This is a genomic window from Xanthomonas sp. DAR 35659, from assembly GCF_041242975.1.
GTDB classification, from domain to species: Bacteria; Pseudomonadota; Gammaproteobacteria; order Xanthomonadales; family Xanthomonadaceae; genus Xanthomonas_A; species Xanthomonas_A medicagonis.
Window position 1 is genome coordinate 4,602,034 of the sequence record NZ_CP162488.1, and the last position, 21,766, is coordinate 4,623,799.

At 71.0% G+C, this 21,766-nt stretch carries 19 protein-coding genes and 1 riboswitch; of the genes, 10 read left to right on the top strand and 9 right to left on the bottom strand.

Going from position 1 to position 21,766, the window contains the following annotated elements:
• Window positions 1-79 precede the first annotated feature (79 nt).
• The 3 genes from AB3X07_RS19440 to AB3X07_RS19450 all read left to right on the top strand — a co-directional run bounded on the left by AB3X07_RS19440 (window position 80) and on the right by AB3X07_RS19450 (window position 2,578).
• A complete protein-coding gene (locus AB3X07_RS19440) occupies window positions 80-1,441 on the top strand; it encodes a DEAD/DEAH box helicase (protein WP_369940435.1) in 1,362 nt (453 codons plus the stop codon).
• 133 nt (window positions 1,442-1,574) lie between these two features.
• Complete coding sequence (queD, locus tag AB3X07_RS19445) at window positions 1,575-1,931, top strand: 6-carboxytetrahydropterin synthase QueD (protein ID WP_369940437.1); 357 nt, start codon at window positions 1,575-1,577, stop codon at window positions 1,929-1,931.
• A gap of 269 nt (window positions 1,932-2,200) precedes the next feature.
• Window positions 2,201-2,578: a phasin family protein gene (locus AB3X07_RS19450; RefSeq protein ID WP_369940438.1), complete on the top strand. Its 378-nt coding sequence runs from the start codon at window positions 2,201-2,203 to the stop codon at window positions 2,576-2,578.
• 305 nt (window positions 2,579-2,883) lie between these two features.
• Here AB3X07_RS19450 and bioD read toward each other — a convergent pair whose 3' ends face one another.
• A complete protein-coding gene (bioD, locus tag AB3X07_RS19455) occupies window positions 2,884-3,573 on the bottom strand; it encodes a dethiobiotin synthase (protein WP_369940439.1) in 690 nt (229 codons plus the stop codon).
• A 146-nt stretch (window positions 3,574-3,719) separates the two neighbouring features.
• Here bioD and AB3X07_RS19460 point away from each other — a divergent pair, with 146 nt between their 5' ends.
• From AB3X07_RS19460 to btuB, 3 genes are all read left to right on the top strand, one after another.
• On the top strand, window positions 3,720-4,202 hold the full coding sequence (locus AB3X07_RS19460; RefSeq protein ID WP_369940440.1) for a GAF domain-containing protein: 483 nt from the start codon (window positions 3,720-3,722) through the stop codon (window positions 4,200-4,202).
• Between the two features lie 7 nt (window positions 4,203-4,209).
• Window positions 4,210-4,623: a TfoX/Sxy family protein gene (locus tag AB3X07_RS19465; protein WP_369940442.1), complete on the top strand. Its 414-nt coding sequence runs from the start codon at window positions 4,210-4,212 to the stop codon at window positions 4,621-4,623.
• A gap of 163 nt (window positions 4,624-4,786) precedes the next feature.
• A riboswitch (cobalamin riboswitch) is annotated at window positions 4,787-5,005 on the top strand.
• Window positions 5,006-5,118: 113 nt separating this feature from the next.
• Window positions 5,119-6,990, top strand: a complete 1,872-nt coding sequence (gene btuB, locus AB3X07_RS19470) for a TonB-dependent vitamin B12 receptor (protein ID WP_369940443.1) — start codon at window positions 5,119-5,121, stop codon at window positions 6,988-6,990.
• A gap of 177 nt (window positions 6,991-7,167) precedes the next feature.
• On the opposite strand, the gene gph is transcribed toward btuB, so the two are convergent.
• Both gph and dinB read right to left on the bottom strand, forming a co-directional pair.
• Entirely contained in the window at window positions 7,168-7,821 is a 654-nt protein-coding gene (gph, locus tag AB3X07_RS19475; protein ID WP_369940444.1) for a phosphoglycolate phosphatase, read from the bottom strand.
• 326 nt (window positions 7,822-8,147) lie between these two features.
• On the bottom strand, window positions 8,148-9,209 hold the full coding sequence (dinB, locus tag AB3X07_RS19480; RefSeq protein ID WP_369940446.1) for a DNA polymerase IV: 1,062 nt from the start codon (window positions 9,207-9,209) through the stop codon (window positions 8,148-8,150).
• Between the two features lie 207 nt (window positions 9,210-9,416).
• Between dinB and fabA the strand changes: the two genes are divergently transcribed.
• Together fabA and fabB are read left to right on the top strand one after the other, a co-directional pair.
• Window positions 9,417-9,932, top strand: coding sequence for a 3-hydroxyacyl-[acyl-carrier-protein] dehydratase FabA (gene fabA, locus AB3X07_RS19485; protein ID WP_369940447.1), 516 nt, complete (start codon window positions 9,417-9,419; stop codon window positions 9,930-9,932).
• Window positions 9,932-11,140, top strand: a complete 1,209-nt coding sequence (gene fabB, locus AB3X07_RS19490; RefSeq protein WP_369940449.1) for a beta-ketoacyl-ACP synthase I — start codon at window positions 9,932-9,934, stop codon at window positions 11,138-11,140. The genes fabA and fabB overlap by 1 nt, the downstream gene beginning before the upstream one ends.
• A 55-nt stretch (window positions 11,141-11,195) precedes the next feature.
• On the opposite strand, the gene AB3X07_RS19495 is transcribed toward fabB, so the two are convergent.
• The 6 genes from AB3X07_RS19495 to AB3X07_RS19520 form a co-directional block, all read right to left on the bottom strand.
• A complete protein-coding gene (locus tag AB3X07_RS19495) occupies window positions 11,196-12,116 on the bottom strand; it encodes an SH3 domain-containing protein (RefSeq protein WP_369940450.1) in 921 nt (306 codons plus the stop codon).
• Between the two features lie 327 nt (window positions 12,117-12,443).
• On the bottom strand, window positions 12,444-14,468 hold the full coding sequence (locus AB3X07_RS19500) for a M3 family metallopeptidase (RefSeq protein WP_369940451.1): 2,025 nt from the start codon (window positions 14,466-14,468) through the stop codon (window positions 12,444-12,446).
• 62 nt (window positions 14,469-14,530) lie between these two features.
• The gene (locus AB3X07_RS19505) at window positions 14,531-15,634 is read right to left on the bottom strand and encodes a PLP-dependent cysteine synthase family protein (protein ID WP_369940453.1); all 1,104 of its coding nucleotides are present in this window, start codon (window positions 15,632-15,634) and stop codon (window positions 14,531-14,533) included.
• Window positions 15,635-15,773: 139 nt separating this feature from the next.
• A complete protein-coding gene (locus AB3X07_RS19510; protein WP_369940454.1) occupies window positions 15,774-15,986 on the bottom strand; it encodes a heavy-metal-associated domain-containing protein in 213 nt (70 codons plus the stop codon).
• A 48-nt stretch (window positions 15,987-16,034) separates the two neighbouring features.
• Complete coding sequence (locus tag AB3X07_RS19515) at window positions 16,035-18,482, bottom strand: heavy metal translocating P-type ATPase (protein ID WP_369940456.1); 2,448 nt, start codon at window positions 18,480-18,482, stop codon at window positions 16,035-16,037.
• Window positions 18,479-18,919 (bottom strand): heavy metal-responsive transcriptional regulator, encoded by a 441-nt coding sequence (locus tag AB3X07_RS19520; RefSeq protein ID WP_369940458.1) that lies wholly within the window; start codon window positions 18,917-18,919, stop codon window positions 18,479-18,481. Before AB3X07_RS19520 ends, AB3X07_RS19515 begins: the two co-directional genes overlap by 4 nt.
• A gap of 241 nt (window positions 18,920-19,160) precedes the next feature.
• On the opposite strand from AB3X07_RS19520, the gene AB3X07_RS19525 reads away from it, so the two are divergent.
• Together AB3X07_RS19525 and AB3X07_RS19530 are read left to right on the top strand one after the other, a co-directional pair.
• Entirely contained in the window at window positions 19,161-19,595 is a 435-nt protein-coding gene (locus AB3X07_RS19525; RefSeq protein WP_369940459.1) for a CopL family metal-binding regulatory protein, read from the top strand.
• A gap of 112 nt (window positions 19,596-19,707) precedes the next feature.
• Window positions 19,708-21,537 (top strand): copper resistance system multicopper oxidase, encoded by a 1,830-nt coding sequence (locus AB3X07_RS19530; protein WP_369940461.1) that lies wholly within the window; start codon window positions 19,708-19,710, stop codon window positions 21,535-21,537.
• Window positions 21,538-21,766: the final 229 nt, after the last annotated feature.

Below are 21,766 nucleotides of genomic sequence, written 5' to 3' on the forward strand. Positions count from 1 at the left end.
GGAACGCTCCGAGCCTCACCCTACTTGCGTCTGCACGCCGGGCACGTCCCGGCGACGGCGCGTTATCTGGAGCGTCCTGATGTCGTTCGAATCCCTGGGCCTGGCGCCCTTCCTGCTGCGTGCGTTGGCCGAGCAGGGCTATGAAACCCCCACCCCGATCCAGTCGCAGGCGATTCCGCTGGCGCTGGAAGGCCACGACCTGATGGCCGGCGCGCAGACCGGCACCGGCAAGACCGCCGCGTTCGGCCTGCCGCTGCTGCAGCACCTGGGCACCTCGCCGCAGCCGGTCAGCAGCGGCGGCCCGCGCAAGCCGCGCGCGCTGATCCTGACCCCGACCCGCGAGCTGGCCACCCAGGTGCACGACAGCCTGCGCGGCTACAGCAAGTACCTGCGCATCCCCAGCGCCACCATCTACGGCGGCGTGGGCATGGGCAACCAGCTCGACGCACTGCGCCGCGGCGTGGACCTGCTGATCGCCTGCCCGGGCCGCCTGCTCGATCACCTCGAGCGCCGCAGCGTGGACCTGTCGGGCATCGAGATCCTGGTGCTGGACGAAGCCGACCGCATGCTCGACATGGGCTTCCTGCCCTCGATCAAGCGCATCCTGGCCAAGCTGCCCAAGCAGAACCGGCAGACCCTGCTGTTCTCGGCGACCTTCGAAGAAGGCATCAAGCAGCTGGCGCGCGAGTTCATGCACGACCCGCAGGAAATCCAGGCCACGCCGAGCAACACCGTCGCCGACACCATCACCCACCGCGTGCACCCGGTCGACGGCGCCCGCAAGCGCGAGTTGCTGCTGCACCTGCTGGCCGCCGATTCGCGCATGCAGACGCTGGTGTTCGCGCGCACCAAGCACGGTGCCGACAAGCTGACCATGTTCCTGGACAAGTCCGGGATCAAGACCGCCGCGATCCACGGCAACAAGAGCCAGGGCCAGCGCCTGCGCGCGCTGAGCGACTTCAAGGCCGGCCGCATCACCGTGCTGGTGGCCACCGACATCGCCGCGCGCGGCATCGATATCGACCAGTTGCCCAAGGTCATCAACTACGACCTGCCGATGGTCGCCGAGGACTACGTGCACCGCATCGGCCGCACCGGCCGCAACGGTTCGACCGGCGAGGCGATCTCGCTGGTGGCGCAGGACGAGGCCAAGCTGCTGCGCGCGATCGCGCGCATGCTCAAGCGCGACATGGACATCCGCGACGTGCCGGGCTTCGAGCCGGTCACGCCGATCCGCTGGGGCAACAACAACCCGCCGGACGAGCGTCCGGGCGGCCAGCGCCCGCCGCGCCGCGGCAGCCACGCGCGGCGTCCGCACGGCGATGCGCCGCGGCATGCGCATGCCCATGCCGGGGCCAAGCCGGCCGGCGGCACCCAGCCCGGCGGCGCGCGCCGCCAGGGCGAGCGCCGGCGCGGCGGCGGCCAGCCCGGCGCGCGCTGAGCCACGTCAGCCCGCCCCGCCACGAACGCCGCCTCCGGGCGGCGTTCGTGTTTCGATGACGCGACGCCCTCGCGTCTCCAGCACCCGCGCGCCGGCCGACGTCGGCGCGCGCCCTGCCACCTACAATGACCCCATGGACATCTTCAAGATCTTCACCCTGGAGGCGGCGCACCGCCTGCCCAACGTCCCGCCCGGCCACAAGTGCGCGCGCCTGCACGGCCATTCGTTCCGCATCGAACTGCACGTCAGCGGCGAGCCCGGCGCGCAGACCGGCTGGGTGATGGACTTCGGCGACATCAAGGCCGCGTTCGCGCCGATCTACGAACAGCTCGACCACCACTACCTCAACGACATCGCCGGACTGGAGAACCCGACCAGCGAACGCCTGGCGATGTGGATCTGGGAACGGCTCAAGCCGGCACTGCCGTTGCTGAGCGAGGTCGTGGTGCATGAGACCTGTACGTCGGGGTGTCGCTATCGGGGGGCTTGAGGGCTTGGAGCGGGGAATGGGGAATGGGGAATCGTAAAAGCGGCTCCTCGGCACCTGATGGGCTTCGTGGTGGCAGGCTTCCCCGGCGCAATGGGTGCCTGGCGGGTGTGTTGGCGGCTTGCGGAACAGCCGGTAGTGGATGGGCAAGTCACTGATCCGAAAAGCAGTTTGAACGAATCCTGAGCGGCTTCAGAAAATTTTGTTGCATCGCAGCAGAATCGGCGTATGTTGCACTGCAACAGCAAGTCGGCATTCCCTGGAGTCGCACGATGTCCGCTCAGTTCAACGATCAGTTCAGCAGCTATACCCAGCAGTTCGCCGCCGCCGCCGCGCGGGCCAATCGCCTGGCGCTGGAAAGCGCCGAGAGCGTGTTCGGCGTGCAGTTGAAGACCTTCGAGAAGAACGTCGCCGCCACCACCGGGTTCCTCGGCGAGCTGACCGAAGCGCGCGACCTTGGCAGCGTCCAGTCGCTGTGGCCGAAGGGCCTGCAGGTCGCCCGCGACAACTTCGAGCGGCTGGCCACGGCCAATCAGGAAGTGTTCGGTCTGAGCCTGAAGACCTCCGAAGCCATCGGCCAGCTCGCCAAGAGCCAGTTCGAGGCCGCCACCGAGCAGGCCGCGCCGAAGGCGAAGAACACCGCCAAGTAACCCCGTATCGCCGTCGCCGCGGCACGCCGCGCGACGCACGCTCGGTTTGCATGGGTCCCTCCCCCCGTGCAACCCCCAGGCCCGGTAGATCCCTCCCTCTACCGGGCCTTTTTATGGGCGGGATTCGGGATTCGGGATTGGGGATTCGCTGCTGTACCGCGCGCGCCGGCAACGCTGGGCGAACTGGGGTTTCGTTGTAGGAGGGGCTTCAGCCCCGACACCTCGGCAGCGGGGCGCTAGGGCTGAAAGCCACTTTTCGACAGCATCTTCGGCATGCCAGCGGCGCGACGCGCGCCCCTCCCGGCTCAGCCCGCCGGCATTCCCGCCCACGGCTGCAAGGCCGCCGCGAGGTGCGCGGCCTGCGGCTGCGGTCGGTGCGGCAGGCGCCCCCAGCACGGCATCGGCAGCCGTTCGCGCAGCATCGCCATGTTGTCGTCGATGCGCTCCATCGCCGGGTCGATCTCGTTGCCGATCCAGCCGATGCACCGCAGGCCGTCGGCGGCGATCGCCGCGGCGCTGAGCCGGGCGTGGTTGATGCAGCCCAGGCGCAGCCCGACCACCAGCAGCACCGGCAGGTCCAGGGCGCGCGCCAGGTCGGCCTGGTCCAGCGTCGCCGACAGCGGCGCCGCCCAGCCGCCGACGCCTTCGACCACCACCACGTCGGCCTGCGCGCGCAACCGCGCGAAGGCGGCGGCGATCGGCGCCAGTTCCAGCTCGACGCCGGCATCGGCGGCGGCCAGTTCCGGCGCCAGCGGCGCCGGCAGCGCATAGGGATTGAGGTCGGCATAGTCCGGGCGCGGCGCGCTGGCCGCCTGCAGCGCCAGCGCATCCTCGTTGCGCCAGCCGTCGGCGCCGCGCTCGCAGCCGCTGGCGACCGGCTTCATGCCTACCGCGCTTTGTCCGTGCGCGCGCAATGCGTGCAGCAGCGCGGTGCTGGCGATGGTCTTGCCGATACCGGTATCGGTGCCGGTGACGTAGAACGCGGGAACAGCCATCGCAACACATCCTCTCTTCGAGTCCGCTACATGCGGCGCGGCCGCGCAGGATAGCCGGCGCCGTGCGCCGCGTCAGCGCCGCCGCAGTCGGCGATAGCGACCGCGTTGGCGCCCAAGCCATGAGCAGCCGCTGCTAGACTCGCCGGATGTTCGCTTCCTCCACGCTCACCGGCAGCAAGCCGGAACAGTACGCCCAGTTGCTCGATCAGGCCCGCGCCCTGGTCGCCGGGGAGCCCGACCGCATCGCCAATGCCGCCAACCTGGCGGCGCTGGTGTACCACGCGCTGCCGCGGCTGAACTGGGTCGGCTTCTATCTCTACGACGGCAAGGAACTGGTGGTCGGCCCGTTCCAGGGCCTGCCGGCCTGCGTGCGCATCCCGCTGCACAAGGGCGTGTGCGGCGCCGCGGCCAGCACCGGCCAGACCCAGCGCATCGACGACGTCGAGGCGTTTCCCGGGCATATCGCCTGCGATGCGGCCTCGCGCTCGGAACTGGTGGTGCCGCTGCAGCGCGACGGCACCCTGATCGGCGTGTTCGACCTGGACAGCCCGGATCTGGCGCGCTTCGATGCCGACGACCAGCGCGGCCTGGAAGCGATCGCCCGGGTCTTCGTCGACAGCCTGCAGTGAGCCGGCGATGAGCACCGAAAAGCTGCGCAACATCGGTCCCAAGAGCGCGGCCTGGCTGCGCCAGGTCGGCCTGCGCACGCAGCAGGACCTGGCCGCGGCCGGGGCGGTCGGCGCCTTCCTGAAGGTCAAGCGCGCCGGCTTCAAGCCCAGCCTCAACCTGCTGTACTCGCTGGAGGGCGCGCTGACCGGCTGCCACTGGCAGGAACTGCCGGAGGCGCGGCGCACGCAGTTGCTCGCCGAGCTGGACCTGGCGGCGGCGCAACTGCCGGCGCAGCGCGGGCTGCCGGTGGCCGGACCGGTGGCGACCACCCATTTCGATCGCGACGGCGACGGCGGCGATGCGCCGTCTACGGACGACGCCCCGTTCGGCGGCCATGCGTTCGACGCCGACCACCATGCCGGCGAGCGCGACGACGACTGATCCGCGCACCGCGTGCTATCGGCGACAACCGGCGGCGGCTTCGCCACAGCGAGGCCGCCGCAAGGCCCGGGCAAGCGCATCTCCGCCCTGGCCTCTTGCGCCACCAGCCCCCAAGCGCCGGCGCGATCCGGCCGCACTCGGCGCCACGCCCCGGCAATCGCGTACAATCGCGCCGCTTCAAGGTGACCTGCCGGCCCCGGCCTGCAGGTTGAAACGGGAAGCCGGTGCGTCTTGCGACAAGGCCGGCGCTGCCCCCGCAACGGTAAGCGATCCGCGCTGACGACTTGCGCCACTGTGCCTTGGGCATGGGAAGGCGTCGCAGCCGGGAGTTTCGGCTCCCAGATCGCCAGCCCGGAGACCGGCCTTGCAGTTCACTGGTTGCGATGCGGAGGGCGTCGCGGCGTGCCGCGCCGCGTTTGGCGCCGTCCGCTTGCACCTTCCGTTCGCGACTCCCTTGCCGTCACAGCGCGCCGCCGCGCGCCGGAGTTGCCACCCATGTCGTCCCGCCTGCTTTCGGTCGCGATCGCGTCCGCCCTGTCCCTGCCCTCGCTGGCGCTCGCCGCCGATGCCGCCACCGACCTGGACCAGGTCCTGGTCACCGCCACCCGTACCCAGATCTCGGTGGAGGACAGCGTGGTCCCGGCGCAGGTCATCGACCGCGCCGAGATCGAGCGCAGCCAGGCCACCTCGTTGGCGCAACTGCTGCAGGGCCGCGCCGGCATCGGCATTTCCAACCAGGGCGGCCTGGGCAAGCTGACCACGCTGAACCTGCGCGGCAGCGAATCGGACCACGTGCTGGTACTGGTGGACGGCGTGCGCATCGGCTCGGCCAGCGCCGGCCTGGCCGCGTTCCAGGATCTGCCGCTGAGCCAGATCGAGCGCATCGAGATCGTGCGCGGCCCGCGCTCGAGCCTGTACGGCTCCGATGCGATCGGCGGCGTGATCCAGATCTTCACCCGCCACGGCGGCCAGGGCCTGCAGCAGAACCTGAGCCTGGGCGCCGGCAGCGACGGCCTGCGCCAGGCCAGCGCCGGCTTCAGCAACCGCGGCGAGCGCGGCTGGTTGTCGGTGCAGGGCGGCTACCAGAAGACCGACGGCATCAACGCCTGCAACGGCTCGGCCACGCTGTTCGCCGGCTGCTTCGTCGACGAGCCGGACCGCGACGGCTACCGCAACGTCTCGCTCAGCGCGCGCGCCGGCTATGCGCTCAGCGACACCCTGCGCATCGAGGGCCAGGCGCTGAACATCGACAGCCGCAACGAATACGACGGCGATGCGCTGTTCGCCGGCAACGAAGCCGACAACACCCAGCAGGTGTTCGGCGGCAAGCTCGACTGGACCCCATCCGAGCGCGTGCACCTGGCCGCGCAGGTCGGCCGCAACACCGACAAGGCCGACAGCTACTACCACGCCGCCGGCAGCGACACCCGCAGCTTCGTCAGCACCTTCGACAGCCGCCGCGACACGGCCGCGCTGCAGGGCGACTTCGGCCTGGCCGACGGCCACCTGCTGAGCGCCGGCGTGGACTGGCAGCGCGAGCAGGTCACCGGCACCACCGCGTTCGACGTGGACGAGCGCGACAACACCGGCGTGTTCGCCGAGTACCAGGGCCGTTTCGGCGCGCAGCAGGTGCAGGCCAGCGTGCGCAGCGACGACAACGAGCAGTTCGGCGAGCACACCACCGGCAGCCTCGGCTGGGGCCTGGCGCTGGACGGCGGCTTCAAGCTCACCGCCAGCATCGGCACCGGCTTCAAGGCGCCGACCTTCAACGACCTGTACTTCCCGTTCTCCGGCAACCCGGACCTGAAGCCGGAGAAGTCAAAGAGCGGCAACCTGGGCGTGGCGCAGTACGCCGATACCTGGAACTGGACCTTCAACGTCTACGAGACCCGCGTCGACGACCTGATTTCCTACGACGCCGCCACCTTCCTGCCGGTCAACGTGGACGAGGCGCGGATCCGCGGCGCCGAACTGACCGGCTACGCCGATCTGGCCGGCTGGGAACTGTCGGCGCAGCTCAGCCACACCGACCCGCGCAACCGCAGCGACGGCGCCAACCGCGACAACTGGCTGGCGCGGCGCGCGCAGAACACCGCGCGGCTGGACGTGGACCGCGGCTTCGGCCCGGTCAAGCTGGGCGTGACCGCGTTCGGCAGCGGCCACCGCTTCGACGACGCGGCCAACCGCACGCGTCTGGCCGGCTACGGCACCGTCGACCTGCGCGTGGAGTACGCCTTCGCGCCGGACTGGACGCTGCAGGCCAAGGCCAGCAACGTGTTCGACCGCGATTACCAGACCATCAACTGGTACAACCAGCCGGGCCGCGAGTACGCGCTGACCCTGCGCTACGCGCCGGCGGCACGCTGAGTAGGCAAGGGCTGCGCCGTGCGGCGCAGCCCTTGGGTTGGCTCCCTGGCCTCCGCGCCAGCGCATCCAGTAGGAGCGGCTTCAGCCGCGACCGGGCGTTACCGGTAAAGCGTCGCGGCTGAAGCCGCTCCTACACAAGATCCTGCCGGGTAGTGCGGCACCGGCACCACACTGGCCTCAGCGCAGGTGCAACAGCTCGCGCATGTCGTCCATCAGCAGCACCACGTCGGCGGTGGCCAGGTCCAGGTCGCGCGGATAGCCGTAGCGCACCAGCGCCACCGGCATGCCAGCGGCGTGCCCGGCCTGCAGATCGGTGGGCGAGTCGCCGACCATCAGGCAACGCGCCGGCGCTTGACCGAATTGTTGCGCCAGATGCAGCAGCGGTTCCGGACGGGGTTTGCGCTCGGGCAGGCTGTCGCCACCGAGCACCGCGGCGAAGGCATCGGCCACGGCGAGATGGTGCAGCAGCGGCTGCACGAACGCCGATGGTTTGTTGGTGCACAGCGCCAGCGTCACGCCGCGCGCGCGCAACTGCGCCAGCGCCTCGGCCACGCCCGGATACAGCTGCGGGCTACGCAGCAGGCATTCCTCGTAGTGGCGCATGAAGGTCGGCATCACCGCGTCGAGCGGCGTGGCGTCGCCGGCGTGCCGCCATGCGGCCTCGACCAGCTTGCGCACGCCATCGCCGATCCAGCCGAGCACGGTGGTTTCCGGCACGCGCGGCAGGCCGAAATCGGCAAGCGTGCGGTTGAGCGCTTCGGCGATGTCCGCGCCGCTGTCCACCAGGGTGCCGTCCAGATCGAACACCACCAATGCGTACGGGAATGTCATCGCATACCTGCGCGGGGAAGGAAGCGCGCATTTTAGCGGCGGCGCAGCGTTGCGCCGTCGCGCCGCCTACGCGGCCGGCGGCATGGCCGCAGCGCCCCTGTTTCGCAGCACGCGCCGGCACGGCGTGCAGATCGTCTGCGACCACGCACCAATCAGGGCGCTGGCTTTACCTCGACGGCAACGCCGCACTCCACGCCTCTACCAGGACGCCTGCGGTCCGCGCGCGCTCGCGATCGTGCGAACGCAGCGACCGGCAACGTGGCGATGACAGCGCCGAGGCGTCGATCCAAGCAGCCGGCGCTGCACACATGCCCACCTCCACCGGATCAGCGGAACAGCCGCCCCTGCGTCTGCACCGGCTCGGGTTCGTGAAAGCCGGACAGGCCCACGCCGACCAGGCGATAGCGCGTGGTCGCGGGCAGCTCCACGCGCTGGCGCAAGGCCAGCGCGATGTCGGTCAGCGCCTGCAGCGAGTCCGGCGGTTGCTCCGGGGTGAAGCTGCGGGTCAGGATGCGGAACTGGGCGGTCTTCAGCTTCAGCACCACGGTGCGCGCGACGCGCTCGGTGCGGCGGGTCGCGCTCCAGGTCTTTTCCGCCAGTTGCCGGATCGCCGGCTCCAGCGCCTCCAACGCCAGATCCTCGGCGAACGTGTCTTCGGAGGAGATCGACTGCACCGGCTGGTCCGATTCCACCGGGCGCTCGTCGATGCCGCGTGCGCGCTGGTACAGGCGCAGGCCGAAGCTGCCGAAGCGCGCCTCCAGTTCCGCCTCGCTGCGCGCGCGCAGGTCGCCGACGGTGGCGATGCCCAGTTCCGCCAGCTTGGCCTCCATGACCTTGCCCACGCCGGGCACCTTGTTCACCGGCAACGGCATCAGGAACGCTTCCACGCGATGCGGGCGGATCACGAACTGACCGTCGGGCTTGCGCCAGTCCGAGGCGATCTTGGCCAGGAACTTGTTCGGCGCGATCCCGGCCGAGGCGGTCAACCGGGTTTCCTCGCGGATCTGCGCGCGGATGGTCTGCGCGATCTCGGTGGCGGTGGCGAGTTCGCCCTTGGGCACGGTGACGTCTAGATACGCCTCGTCCAGCGACAGCGGTTCGATCAGGTCGGTATGGCGCTGGAAGATCTCGCGCACCTGCCGCGATACCGCTTTGTAGCGCGCGAAATCCGGCGGCACGAAGATCGCGTCCGGGCACAGCCGCTCGGCGCGCAACGCCGGCATCGCCGAGCGGATGCCGAACACGCGCGCCTCGTAGGACGCGGCGCACACCACCGAGCGCATCCCGCGCCAGGCCACCACCACCGGCTTGCCGCGCAATGCGGGATCGTCACGCTGCTCCACGGACGCGTAGAACGCATCCATGTCGACGTGAATGATCTTGCGCATCGGCTCTGCACCCTACGCCAGCGAACGGTATTGGCATGATAAGCCACGCCTGCGCACGGACCGAGAACGCGCGCCTTGATTTCGCGCAGCGCGCCGCGGCGCAGCAGCGCCTACGCTACGCGTGCGTACGGATAAAACGTTTGATTGAACGCGCGCGCATCGTGCACGCTTGCGCGCCTCGACTGTCTGCCCTGGGAACTGTTGCTCATGAGCCGTCTCACTTCGTATTCACGCGAACAGCTTCTCGCCAGCGCACGCGGCGAACTGTTCGGCGCCGAGGCTGGACGCCTTCCCAACGATCCGATGCTGATGTTCGACCGCATCGCCGCGATCGACGAAACCGGCGGCGCGCACGGCAAGGGCGCGATCCGCGCCGAACTGGATATCCGTCCGGACCTGTGGTTCTTCGGCTGCCACTTCATCGGCGACCCGGTGATGCCCGGCTGCCTGGGCCTGGATGCGATGTGGCAGTTGACCGGCTTCTTCCTCACCTGGCTGGGCGCGCCCGGTCGCGGCCGCGCGCTCGGCGTGGGCGAAGTGAAGTTCACCGGGCAGGTGCTGCCCAGCGCCAAGCAGGTGGTCTACGAGATCGACATCAGCCGGGTGATCAACCGCAAACTGGTGATGGCGGTGGCCGACGGCCGCATGTCGGTGGACGGACGCGAGATCTACACCGCCAAGGATCTGCGCGTGGGCCTGTTCACGTCGACGGAGGCGTTCTGATGCGCCGCGTCGCGATCACCGGCATGGGCATCACCTCGTGCCTGGGCAACGACCTGGACACGGTGTCGCGCGCGTTGCGCGAAGGCCGTGCCGGCATCCGCGCCAACCCCGAGGCAGCCGAACACGGCCTGCGCAGCCAAGTCGCCGGCGACGTGCAGCTGGACCTGGATGCGCTGATCGATCGCAAGCTCAAGCGCTTCATGGGCGATGCATCGGCGTACGCTTACCTGGCGCTGCGCGATGCGATCGCCGATGCCGGCCTGGACGAGGCCGCGGTCAGCGACGTGCGCACCGGCCTGATCGCCGGTTCCGGCGGCGGCTCCAGCCATTGGCAGGTGGAAGCGGCGGACCTGCTGCGCAACCGCGGCGTGCGCAAGGTCGGCCCGTACATGGTGCCGCGCACGATGTGTTCGGCGGTCTCGGCCAGCCTGGCCACCGCGTTCAAGATCAAGGGCGTGAGCTATTCGCTGTCGGCGGCGTGCGCGACCTCGGCGCACTGCATCGGCGCGGCCGCGGACCTGATCCGGCATGGCCAACAGGATGTGATGTTCGCCGGCGGCGGCGAGGAACTGGACTGGACCATGAGCCTGATGTTCGACGCGATGGGCGCGCTGTCCAGCGGCTTCAACGATCGTCCCGCGGTGGCCTCGCGTCCCTACGACGCCGAGCGCGACGGCTTCGTCATCGCCGGCGGCGGCGGCATGCTGGTGCTGGAGGACTACGAGCGCGCGGTGGCGCGCGGCGCGCGCATCCATGCCGAGCTGCTCGGCTACGGCGTGACCTCCGACGGCGCCGACATGGTCGCGCCGTCCGGCGAAGGCGCGGTGCGCTGCATGCACATGGCGATGCAGGGCGTGCAGGCGCCGATCGACTACCTCAACACGCACGGTACTTCCACGCCGCTGGGCGACGTCACCGAACTGGACGCGGTGCGCGCGGTGTTCGGCGACTCGGTGCCGCCGCTGTCCTCGACCAAGGCGCTGTCCGGGCACTCGCTGGGCGCGGCCAGCGTGCACGAGGCGATCTACTGCCTGCTGATGCTGCGCGACGGCTTCATCGCCGGCTCGGCCAATATCGACGCGCTCGATCCGCGCGCCGAGGGGTTCCCGATCGTGCGCGAGACGCGCGAGGCGACGTTGCGCACGGTGATGTCCAACAGCTTCGGCTTCGGCGGCACCAATGCCGCGCTGGTGTTCGGCAAGGTGTGATCGCCGCGGCGCGTGGCGGCGGCAGGTGCGTCCTGTCGCCGGCCGGCGGTGCGATTCAGCGCTCCAGTTGCTTGCCGTCGCGGCGCCGTGACGCGTCTTCGTCGCGCACGTGGTCTTTCTTCGGCGGCGGCGGCGTGGAGGGCGCCTGGGGTTGCGCCGGAGCAGGTGGCGACGGCGGTGGCGGGGTGTGCTTGACGGCCAACGCGACCGCCTCCGGCGTCGGCGGCCACCCTGACGACGACGATGACGTTGGCTGAGTCGGGTTCTGCACGGACTCGCGCCAGCGTCGTTCGTCGTCTGCGCGTCGCTGCTGCGGCGACGGAGACGACGCCCATGGCGTTGGCTCGATCGTGCCGTGCCCGGACTCGCGCCAGCGCCGTTCGGCTTCGTCGCGCCGCTGCTGCTCGGCCAGTTCCTTGTTGCGCTTGGGGTTGAGCGCATCCGGTGGCGGCACCTGGTACATGCGTTCGCCCGGCGGCACCCACTGCGGCTGCACCGGCGCCGACGCGGGCGGCGGCGACGGCTGGGCATAGGCGTCGGCGATGCGCGCGGGAATCAGTTGCCGCTTGAGCGCCTCGGGCACGGGTGCCGCCGCGGACGGTGCGGCCTGCGGTGTCTGCCGCCAGCGCGCGCGCTCGCGCGCCCACGGCTTGCCGCGGTAGTGCGCGTCCCAATAGGGATCGACGGCGAACGCGACGACAGGCGGCACGCCGCCGTCGCGCCGGTTGAACTCGACCACGCCGGCCGGCAGCCAGCCGCGCGCCTCGCGCCAGCGCACGTCGCACCATGACCAGTCGTTGACGCAGCCATAGACGGTGAGGCTGTCGCCGCCCACCACCGTCGCCACGCGCGGATAGGCGTTGGCCGGGCCCGCGCGCAGATTGGCGCCACTGCGGGCGAAGCCGCTGTCGTCCTGCGCCAGGACCGGCGCGGCCATCGTCAACAGCAACAGCGTCCACCACATTGCGCGCTTCATGCGGTCCTCCTTGTGCGGTGCGGCTGCGTTCCTGGCCGCGATCGCGGTGGCGAACATCGCCGCTCCGCTGCGCCATGTTCTAGCACAGTGGCGGGAGGGCGGGAGGCCGGGAATCGGGAATCGGGAATCGAAAGGCAGCGTGCCGCGCTGGCGTTGGCAAGCGATTCCTGGATTCCTGTAGGAGCGGCTTTAGCCGCGACGGGCTTTAGCGGGAACGCTTCGTCGCGGCTAAAGCCGCTCCTACAGCTACGCCGGAACCGCCGAAGATGCCGCACACTCGCGAAAAATCCCGAATCCCGAATCCCGAATCCCGAATCCCGAATCCCGCTATCCAGCCATGCCGCTATGCCGCAGCAACGCCTCCAGCTCCGGCGCGCGGCCGCGGAAGGCGGTGAAGTTCTCCAGCGCCGGGCGGCTGCCGCCGCGCGACAGGATCTCCTGCAGGAAGCGCGCGCCGGTGGCGGCCAGTTGGTCCGGCGCTTCCTCGAACGCGGCATAGGCGTCGGCGCTGAGCACCTCGGCCCATTTGTAGCTGTAATAGCCAGCCGCGTAGCCGCCGGCGAAGATGTGGCTGAACTGATGCGGGAAGCGGTTCCAGGCCGGCGGCCGGTTGACCGCCACTTCGTCGCGCACGCGCTCGATCAACTGCAGCACGCTATCGGCCTGCGCATCGAAGCCGTGATGCAACTGCATGTCGAACAGCGCGAATTCCAGTTGGCGCACGGTGAACATGCCGCTCTGGTAGTTCTTCGCCGCCAGCATCCTGTCGAACAGCGCGCGCGGCAACGGCTCGCCGCTGTCCACATGCGCGGTCATCGCCTGCAATCGCGGCCATTCCCAGCAGAAGTTCTCCATGAACTGGCTGGGCAGCTCCACCGCATCCCACTCCACGCCGTTGATGCCGGCCACGCCGAGTTCGCCGACCTGGGTCAGCAACTGGTGCAGGCCATGGCCCATTTCATGGAACAGCGTGGTGACCTCGTTGTGGGTGAACGTGGCCGGCTTGCCGTCGCCGCCACGGCCGAAGTTGCACACCAGGTACACCAGCGGCGTCTGCACGCCGTCGGCGCGGTCGCGGCGGTTGCGGCAGTCGTCCATCCAGGCGCCGCCGCGCTTGCCCTCGCGCGCATACAGGTCCAGGTAGAACTGCCCGACCAGGCGCCCCTGCGCATCGCTGAGACGGAAGAAGCGCACGTCCGGATGCCACACCGGCGCGCTGTCGGCCTCCACGCGCAAGCCGTACAGGTCGTGGATCAGGCCGAACAGGCCCTCCAGCACCTTCGGCTCGGTGAAATAGCGCTTCACCTCCTGCTCGGAGAAGCTGTAGCGCGCCTGCTTGAGCTTTTCGCTGGCGTAGGCCAGATCCCAGGCCTCCAGCGTGTCCAGGCCCAGGTGCTCACGCGCGTAGGCCTCCAGTTCGGCGCGATCGCGCTGCGCGTACGGCTTGGCGCGCGCGGCGAGGTCGCGCAGGAAGCCCAGGACCTCGTCCGGACTCTGTGCCATCTTCGTTGCCAGCGAGTACTCGGCATAGCTGGCGAAGCCGAGCAGGCCGGCCAGTTCGGCGCGCAGCGCGAGGATGCGTTCGATCGCGGCGCTGTTGTCCAGCGCCGCGTCGCCGAATTCCGAGGCGCGGACGGCGTTGGCGCGGTACAGGGTCTCGCGCAGCGCGCGGTCGTCGGCGTACATCTGCACCGGCAGGTAGCACGGCATCTGCAAGGTCAGCTTCCAGCCGGCCTGGCCGTCCTGCTCGGCGGCCGCGCGCGCCGCGGCCACCACGTCCTCGGGCAGGCCGGCCAGGCGCGTCGGGTCGTCGATCGACAGCGACCATGCGTCGGTGGCGTCGAGCACGTTCTGCGAGAACTTGGCCGACAGCGCCGACAGTTCCTCCTGGATCGCGGCGAAACGCCGCTTGTCGGCCTCGCCCAGTTCGGCGCCGCCCAGGCGGAAGTCGCGCAGCGCGTTGTCCAGCACCTTGCGCTTGGCGGGCGTGTACGCCGCGGCCTCGGGCGCGGCGGCGAGAGCGCGGTATTGCGCGAACAGCGCCAGGTTCTGTCCCAGCGCGCTGGAGAAGCGCGTCACCTTGGGCAGGTTGGCGTTGTAGGCCTCGCGCAGCGCCGGGGTGTTGACCACCGCCTGCAGGTGGCTGACCTGGCCCCAGGCGCGCCACAGGCGCTCGGTGGCGTCGTCCAACGGCGCCAGGAAGCTATCCCAGTGCGGCGGCGTCACCTGCTCGGCATGGGCGACCGCCGCCTCGGCCTGCGCCAGCAGCGTGTCGATCGCCGGGCCGACGTGCTCGGGCTGGATCGCGTCGAAGCGCGGCAGGCCGGAAAAATCGAGCAGGGGATTGGTCATCGCGGAAGTCTCGGTCGCAAGGGGGAAGGCCGACGGCGCCGGCCATGGTGCAGAGATGGCGGTCAGTTCAGCGCGGCACAAGGCAGCGGCGGCAACCCGGCGCCGGCCACCGCCGCGGCCAGTTGCGCGTCGGCCTGGTCCACGTCGATGCCGTGCTCGGCGTACCACTGCGGCCGGTAGTAGCTGTGCACATAGCGCTCGCCGCTGTCGCACAGGATGGTGACGATGGCGCCGCCACGGCCCTGCTCGCGCATGCGCGTGGCCGCCTGCAGCACGCCGACGAAGTTGGTGCCGGTGGAACCGCCCACGCGCCGGCCCAGGCGCGCGCTGACGTAGCGCATCGCCGCCAGGCTCAGCGCGTCGGGTACCTTGACCATCGCGTCGACGCAACTGGGGATGAAGCTCGGCTCCACCCGCGGCCGGCCGATGCCTTCGATGCGCGAACCGCCGGTGCTTTCCAGGCCGGCGTAGTCGCGCCCGGCCAGCGCCTCGCGGTAGCCGTCGAAGAACAACGACACTTCCGGGTCGGCGCACAGGATGCGGGTGGGATGGCGCCGATAGCGCACGTAGCGGCCGAGCGTGGCCGCGGTGCCGCCGGTACCGGGGCTGCACACGATCCACTCCGGGATCGGATGCGGCTCTTCCTGCATCTGCCGGAAGATCGATTCGGCGATGTTGTTGTTGGCGCGCCAGTCGGTGGCGCGCTCGGCGTACAGGAACTGGTCCATGAAGTGGCCGCCGGTCTCGCGCGCCAGTTGCACCGAATCGGCATGCAGGTCGCAGGCGCGCTGCACCAGGTGGCAGCGGCCGCCCTGGAACGCGATCGCCGCGATCTTCTCCGGCGACGTGCTGGCCGGCATCACCGCGATGAACGGCAAGCCCAGCAGGCGCGCGAAATACGCCTCGGAGACCGCGGTGGAGCCGCTGGAGGCCTCGATCACCGGCCGTCCCTCGCGCAGCCAGCCGTTGGCCAGCGCGTACAGGAACAGCGAGCGCGCCAGGCGGTGCTTGAGGCTGCCGGTGGGGTGGCTGGATTCGTCCTTGAAGTACAGGTCGATGCCGGGGAAACCGGGCAGGTCCAGCGGGATCAGATGGGTGTCGGCCGAGCGGTTGAAGTCGGCTTCGATCTTCTGGATGGCGGCGGCCACCCAAGCGCGATGGGTCATGGCGGTGTGCAGGGCGGAAACATCGCGCCCACGATACACGCCCGCTCCCGCCCTGGGGTGCCGCGCGACCGCGCGGTCGCGGCGGCGTTCACCCGACGGCCCGCGCCGCCATGGCGGCGGGCATGCCGCGGCGCCGCGTTCAGTGCGCCGCGACCTCGAACCCGGCATCGGCGATGGCGCGCGCGATCGCTGCCGGGTCGATGCGGGCGTCGTCGTACTCCACGCCCACGCGGCCGCCCTCCAGCACGACCTCGGCCGCGGCGATGCCGGGGCTGGCTTGCAGCACCCGTTGCAGCCGCGCCGAGCAGCCGCCGCAGGTCATGCCGTGGACGATGAGGTCGAGATGGCGCATGCAGGAATCCTCCTTCAGGAAAAATCGCGGTGTTCGGCGGCGGCGCGCTCAGCGCGGCCGCCAGCGGTTCAGCAGCAGCGAGTTGCCGAGCACGGACACCGAACTCAGCGCCATCGCCGCGCCGGCGATCACCGGGTTGAGCAGGCCGAACGCCGCCAACGGAATGCCGAGCACGTTGTAGACGAAGGCGAAGAACAGGTTCTGGCGGATCTTGCGCAGGGTCGCCGCGGACAGGTCGATGGCGGTCGCCACGCCGTCCAGGTCGCCGTGCACCAGCACCACGTCGGCCGCTTCCACGGCCACGTCCGAGCCGGCGCCGATGGCGAAGCTGACGTCGGCCGCGGCCAGCGCCGGCGCATCGTTGATGCCGTCGCCGACCATACCCACGTGCGCGCCGCGTTCGGCCTGCAGGCGCCGCACTTCCGCGGCCTTGTCCTGCGGCAGCACCTCGGCCAGCACCCGCTGGATGCCGGCCTGCGCGGCCACCGCCTGCGCGACCTGGCGGTTGTCGCCGCTGAGCATCGCCACCTCGATGCCGCGCGCCTTGAGCCGCGCGACCGCCTCGACGGCGCCGTCGCGCAGCGGATCGGCGATGGCGACGATCCCGGCGAGTTCGCCGTCCAGCGCCACGCCGACCACGCTCTGCCCGCGCGCCTGCGCCGCCGCTGCCGTCTGCAGCAGGGCCGCGTCCGGTACCTGCACCGCCAGGTCGCGCATCCAGGCCAGCGACCCCAGCGCCACGTCCCGGCCCTCGATACGGCCGCGCACGCCCTGGCCGGGCAGCGTCTGCACCGCCTGCGGCCGTGGCGCGGGCACCGCGCCGCGCACGCCGGCGTCGGCCGCACGGCGCACGATCGCCTGCGCCAGCGGATGCGTCGACCCGGTCTCCAGCGCCGCGGCCAGGCGCAGCAGCGCCGCGGCGTCGCCGCCCTGCGCCACCTGCAGCGCGGTCACCTGCGGCCGGCCCTCGGTCAGGGTGCCGGTCTTGTCCAGCACCAGCGTAGTCAGCGTGCGGGCGCGCTCCAGCACCTCGGCGTTGCGGATCAGGATGCCGGCGCGGGCGCCGACCCCGGTGCCGACCATGATCGCGGTCGGCGTGGCCAGGCCCAACGCGCACGGGCAGGCGATCACCAGCACCGCCACCGCATGCACCAGCGCGGTGGCGAAGCTGCCGCTCAGCCCCCAGGTCGCGGCCAGGGTCAGCGCGGCGATGGCGATCACCGCCGGCACGAACACCGCGGCGATGCGATCGACCAGACGCTGCACCGGCGCCTTGGAGCCCTGCGCGGCATCGACCATGCGCACGATCTGCGCCAGCAAGGTGTCGGCGCCGACGCCGGTAGCGCGCGCGCGCAGCATGCCGAGCTGGTTCACGGTGGCCGCGAACAGGCGGCTGCCCGGCGCCTTGGCCACCGGCATGGCCTCGCCCGACAGCATCGCCTCGTCCACGCTGGAGCGGCCCTCGAGCACCTCGCCGTCCACCGGCACGCGCTCGCCGGCGGCGACCACGAAGACGTCGCCGACCGCCAGTTCGGCCACATCGACCTCCACGATCGCGCCGTCGCGCTCCACCCTGGCCGTGGTCGGCTTGAGCGCGAGCAGGGCGTGGATCGCCGCCGAAGTCCTGCGCCTGGCGCGCGCTTCCAGCAGGCGCCCGAGCAGGATCAAGGTGATGATCGCGGCGCTGGCCTCGAAATACACGTGCTGCCCGGCCAGGCCGAACACGGTGACCGCGGCGCTGTACAGATAGGCCATGCTGGTGCCGAGCGCGACCAGCACGTCCATGTTGGCGCGGCCGTTGCGCAGCGCCGCGACGCCGCCGCGGTAGAAGCGCGCGCCGAGCCAGAACTGCACCGGCGTGGCCAGCAGCAGCTGCAGCCAGCGCGGCAACGGCTCGGCGTGCCGGCCATCGAGCGCGTGGCCGATGGCGGAGAGGTCGAACATCCCGGCCATCTGCGCGACCAGCGGCAGGGTCAGCAGCAACGCCGCGGCGAACCGCACCAGCTCGTGCCGCCAGGCGCGGCGCTCGGCCTGCGCGCGCGCCGCCGTCTGCGCCTGGTCCAGTTCGCGGACCACGCTGGCGCCGAAGCCGGCCTTGCCGATCCGCGCGATCAGCTCGGCCGGGGCGACCGTGTCGGGCACGTAATCCACGCGCGCCCTGGCCGAGGCCAGATTGACCGCCACGGCGATCACCCCGGGCGTGCGCGCCAGAACCGTGTCGATCGCGGCCGCGCAGGAGGCGCAGCTCATGCCCTCCAGGTCCAGCGTCGCGGTCTGGGTCGGCACCGTGTAGCCGGCCTGGCCGATGTGCTGCAGCAGGGCGCGCGCGTCCACCTGGTGCGGGTCGTAGTCCAGGCGCAGGCGCGCGGCGGCGAGGTCGGCCTGGGCGCTGACCCCGGGCACGCGGTTGAGCGCCTGCTCCAGGTCGGCGGCGCCGGCGGCGTCGCGCAGGCCGGGCACGGGCAGGCTCAGCGTGATGCTGGCGGACGCGTTCATGCCGGCGCCTTGGCGGGCGCGGCGCCGCGAATGTCGCCGAGAATAGGGCAGCCCTCGGGCGCGCCGCGGCCCGGGCATTCCTCGACCAAGACCGCCAGCGCATCGCGCATCTCGGTCAGTTGGGCGATGCGCTGGTCCAGCGCGTGCAGGCGTTCGCTGGCGCGCTGCTTGATGCCCTCCACGCCGTGCAGGCGATCGTCCTGCAAGGCGAGCAGGTCCGCGATCTCCTCCAGCGAAAACCCCAGCTCCTTGGCGCGGCGGATGAAGCGCACCCGCTGCACGGCGGCGACATCGTAGTCGCGGTAACCGGAGGCGCGCCGCGGCGGCGCCGGCAGCAGGCCCTGGCGCTCGTAGTAGCGGACCGTGTCGATGGCGACGTCGGCCTGGCGCGCCAGCGTGCCGATGGTGAAGCGGGACGGAGGAGTGACCGGTTTCATGCGCCCACGCTACTCCCTGGAGCGTGGTCCAGGGTCAAGACGGGATCGCCGACGCACGCGACGCGTTCATTGACCGCTCACATGGGAACGGCGCCTTGCCGGACAAGCGCTTGCGGGCACGCACGGCCGCCCTGGAGCCGGGTCCAGGGTGAGCGGAACGGGCGCCCCTTCGGCGCCGATGCGCTTGCCGGCGGCGATCGCTCCAGTATCCTGCGTGCATCGCCCGCTTCGCTCGTCCTCCGTGCCGATCTTCGCCCTGCTGACCCGCCTGCTGTTGTGCCTGAGCCTGGTGCTCAATGGCACCGGCGTGGCCGTGGCGATGCCGGGCATGAGCGCCGCGCCGCACGCAGCGGCCGAGGCGGATGTCCCACGCCACGCCGCCGCGCCCGCGCATGACGCACGCAGCGCGGATGCGGCGATGCCCTGCCACACGCAGGACGCGGCCGCGGCGCCCGCCGCGGACCCGGACGCCGCGCCCCACCACGCGCATTCCGGCAAGCCTGGCTGCTGCGGCAGCGCCGCCGGCTGCCAATGTCCGCATGCGCAGCCGCTGCCGGCACTGATCGCACTGCCCATGGCAATGCCGATCGCCGCGCAACGCCTGTTCCCCGCCGGCCGCGCCGATGGCCGCGGCGCCCCCGGCCTGCCGCGCCTGGAACGACCTCCCAGCGCCTGATCGCGACGCGGCCGCCCGCCGGCGGCACCGCCGTGGCCGCGCGCCTGCGCGCCGCCGCTCCCTGCGCGCATCGCCCTGGCGGTGGCGCATCGCATCGCATCGAGGTTCGTCCATGACATTCCCCTCCTCCGGCCAGCCGGCGCTGCCGTCGCGGCGCCGTTTCGTCACCGGCCTGGCGCTGGGCGCCGCCGCCGGCCTCGGCGGCCTGTCGCTGCGCCCGGCCCAGGCCGCGGCGCTGGCGCGCAACGGCGCCCTGCCCTACCAACTGCACGGCACCGCGTTCGACCTGAGCATCGGCAGCGCACGGGTCAACTTCACCGGGCGCGAGCGCCCGGCCATCACCGTCAACGGCAGCCTGCCCGCGCCGATCCTGCGCTGGCGCGAAGGCGACACCGTCGAGGTGCGCGTGGCCAACCGCCTGCCCGGCCACACCCAGACCTCCGTGCATTGGCACGGCCTGCTGCTGCCGGCCGACATGGACGGCGTGCCCGGCATGAGCTTCGACGGCATCTACCCGGGCGAGAGCTACCAGTACCGCTTCACCCTGCGCCAGTCCGGCACCTACTGGTATCACAGCCATTCGCTGCACCAGGAGCAGGCCGGCCTGTACGGCGCCATCGTGATCGAACCGCTGCAGCCGCCGCCCTACCACTACGACCGCGAGCACGTGCTGTTGCTGTCGGACTGGACCGACCTGGACCCGGCCGCGCTGTTCCGGCGGCTGAAGAAGATGCCGTCCTACGACAACACCTACCAGCGCACCGTCGGCGACTTCCTGCGCGACGCGCGAACGGACGGACTGCGCGCCACCCTCGCCGACCGCGGCATGTGGGGACGCATGCGGATGACGCCCAGCGACCTGTCCGACGTCAATGCCAACACCTACACCTACCTGCTCAACGGGGTCGCCCCCGGCGGCAACTGGACCGGCGAATTCCGCCCCGGCGAGAAGCTGCTGCTGCGCCTGATCAACGCGTCCAGCATGACCTACTTCGACGTGCGCATCCCCGGCCTGAAGCTGACCGTGGTCGCCGCCGACGGCCAGTACGTGCATCCGGTGAGCGTGGACGAACTGCGCATCGCCGCGGCCGAGACCTTTGATGTGCTGGTCGAACCCGACGGCCAGGACGCCTACACGGTGTTCGCGCAGGACATGGGCCGCACCGGCTACGCGCGCGGCACCCTGGCGGTGCGCCAGGGACTGGAAGCACCGGTGCCGGCCAACGATCCGCGCCCGCTGCTGCGCATGCAGGACATGGGCCACGGCATGGACATGCATGCGGGCATGGCGCACGGCACTGGCGGGGCGGCGGGAATGAAGGGCATGGAAGGCGGCTGTGGCGCCAGCATGGGCATGGCCGGCATGGACCATGCCGCGATGGAGCACACGGCGCACGCGGCGGCCGCCACCGGCGCCGCGCCCCGGCATCCGCGCAGCGAGCGCGGCAATCCGCTGGTGGACATGCAGTCCTCCGCCACCGCGCCGAAGTTGGACGATCCCGGCATCGGCCTGCGCGGCAACGGCCGCCGCGTGCTGACCTACGCCGACCTGCACAGTCTGTTCGACGATCCCGACGGGCGCGACCCCGGGCGCGAGATCGAACTGCACCTGACCGGCAACATGGAGAAGTTCGCCTGGTCCTTCGACGGCATTCCGTTCGCCGGCGCCGCGCCGTTGCGGTTCAACTACGGCGAGCGCCTGCGCATCGTGCTGGTCAACGACACGATGATGCAGCACCCGATCCATCTGCACGGCATGTGGAGCGACGTGGAGGACGCCGCGGGCCGCTTCCAGGTGCGCAAGCACACCGTGGACATGCCGCCGGGCACGCGCCGCAGCTACCGCGTGCGCGCCGACGCGCTGGGGCGCTGGGCCTACCACTGCCACCTGCTGTACCACATGGACGGCGGCATGATGCGCGAAGTGCGGGTGGAGGCATGAGCGCCACCACGCGCGCCACGCTGACGCAGGCGGTCGGCCTGGCACTGCTGCTGGTCCATGGCGTCGCCCCCGCGCAGCATACGCACCCACATGAGCAGATGCAGATGCCGGCAATGTCTGACGCAGGGAGTACTGTGGCCCCAGCCGAAGGCACCACTGCGCCTGTCGTCGCGGCGGCGCCGATGGCGGCTGCGTGTGTCTGTCCGGATGCCGACGCTGCGACGCGCCC

Coding starts and splice junctions, on each gene's coding strand:
- AB3X07_RS19440 (WP_369940435.1), top strand. CDS start 80: ATGTCGTTCGAATCCCTGGGCCTGGCGCCCTTCCTGCTGCGTGCGTTG.
- queD (WP_369940437.1), top strand. CDS start 1,575: ATGGACATCTTCAAGATCTTCACCCTGGAGGCGGCGCACCGCCTGCCC.
- AB3X07_RS19450 (WP_369940438.1), top strand. CDS start 2,201: ATGTCCGCTCAGTTCAACGATCAGTTCAGCAGCTATACCCAGCAGTTC.
- bioD (WP_369940439.1), bottom strand. CDS start 3,573: ATGGCTGTTCCCGCGTTCTACGTCACCGGCACCGATACCGGTATCGGC.
- AB3X07_RS19460 (WP_369940440.1), top strand. CDS start 3,720: ATGTTCGCTTCCTCCACGCTCACCGGCAGCAAGCCGGAACAGTACGCC.
- AB3X07_RS19465 (WP_369940442.1), top strand. CDS start 4,210: ATGAGCACCGAAAAGCTGCGCAACATCGGTCCCAAGAGCGCGGCCTGG.
- btuB (WP_369940443.1), top strand. CDS start 5,119: ATGTCGTCCCGCCTGCTTTCGGTCGCGATCGCGTCCGCCCTGTCCCTG.
- gph (WP_369940444.1), bottom strand. CDS start 7,821: ATGACATTCCCGTACGCATTGGTGGTGTTCGATCTGGACGGCACCCTG.
- dinB (WP_369940446.1), bottom strand. CDS start 9,209: ATGCGCAAGATCATTCACGTCGACATGGATGCGTTCTACGCGTCCGTG.
- fabA (WP_369940447.1), top strand. CDS start 9,417: ATGAGCCGTCTCACTTCGTATTCACGCGAACAGCTTCTCGCCAGCGCA.
- fabB (WP_369940449.1), top strand. CDS start 9,932: ATGCGCCGCGTCGCGATCACCGGCATGGGCATCACCTCGTGCCTGGGC.
- AB3X07_RS19495 (WP_369940450.1), bottom strand. CDS start 12,116: ATGAAGCGCGCAATGTGGTGGACGCTGTTGCTGTTGACGATGGCCGCG.
- AB3X07_RS19500 (WP_369940451.1), bottom strand. CDS start 14,468: ATGACCAATCCCCTGCTCGATTTTTCCGGCCTGCCGCGCTTCGACGCG.
- AB3X07_RS19505 (WP_369940453.1), bottom strand. CDS start 15,634: ATGACCCATCGCGCTTGGGTGGCCGCCGCCATCCAGAAGATCGAAGCC.
- AB3X07_RS19510 (WP_369940454.1), bottom strand. CDS start 15,986: ATGCGCCATCTCGACCTCATCGTCCACGGCATGACCTGCGGCGGCTGC.
- AB3X07_RS19515 (WP_369940456.1), bottom strand. CDS start 18,482: ATGAACGCGTCCGCCAGCATCACGCTGAGCCTGCCCGTGCCCGGCCTG.
- AB3X07_RS19520 (WP_369940458.1), bottom strand. CDS start 18,919: ATGAAACCGGTCACTCCTCCGTCCCGCTTCACCATCGGCACGCTGGCG.
- AB3X07_RS19530 (WP_369940461.1), top strand. CDS start 19,708: ATGACATTCCCCTCCTCCGGCCAGCCGGCGCTGCCGTCGCGGCGCCGT.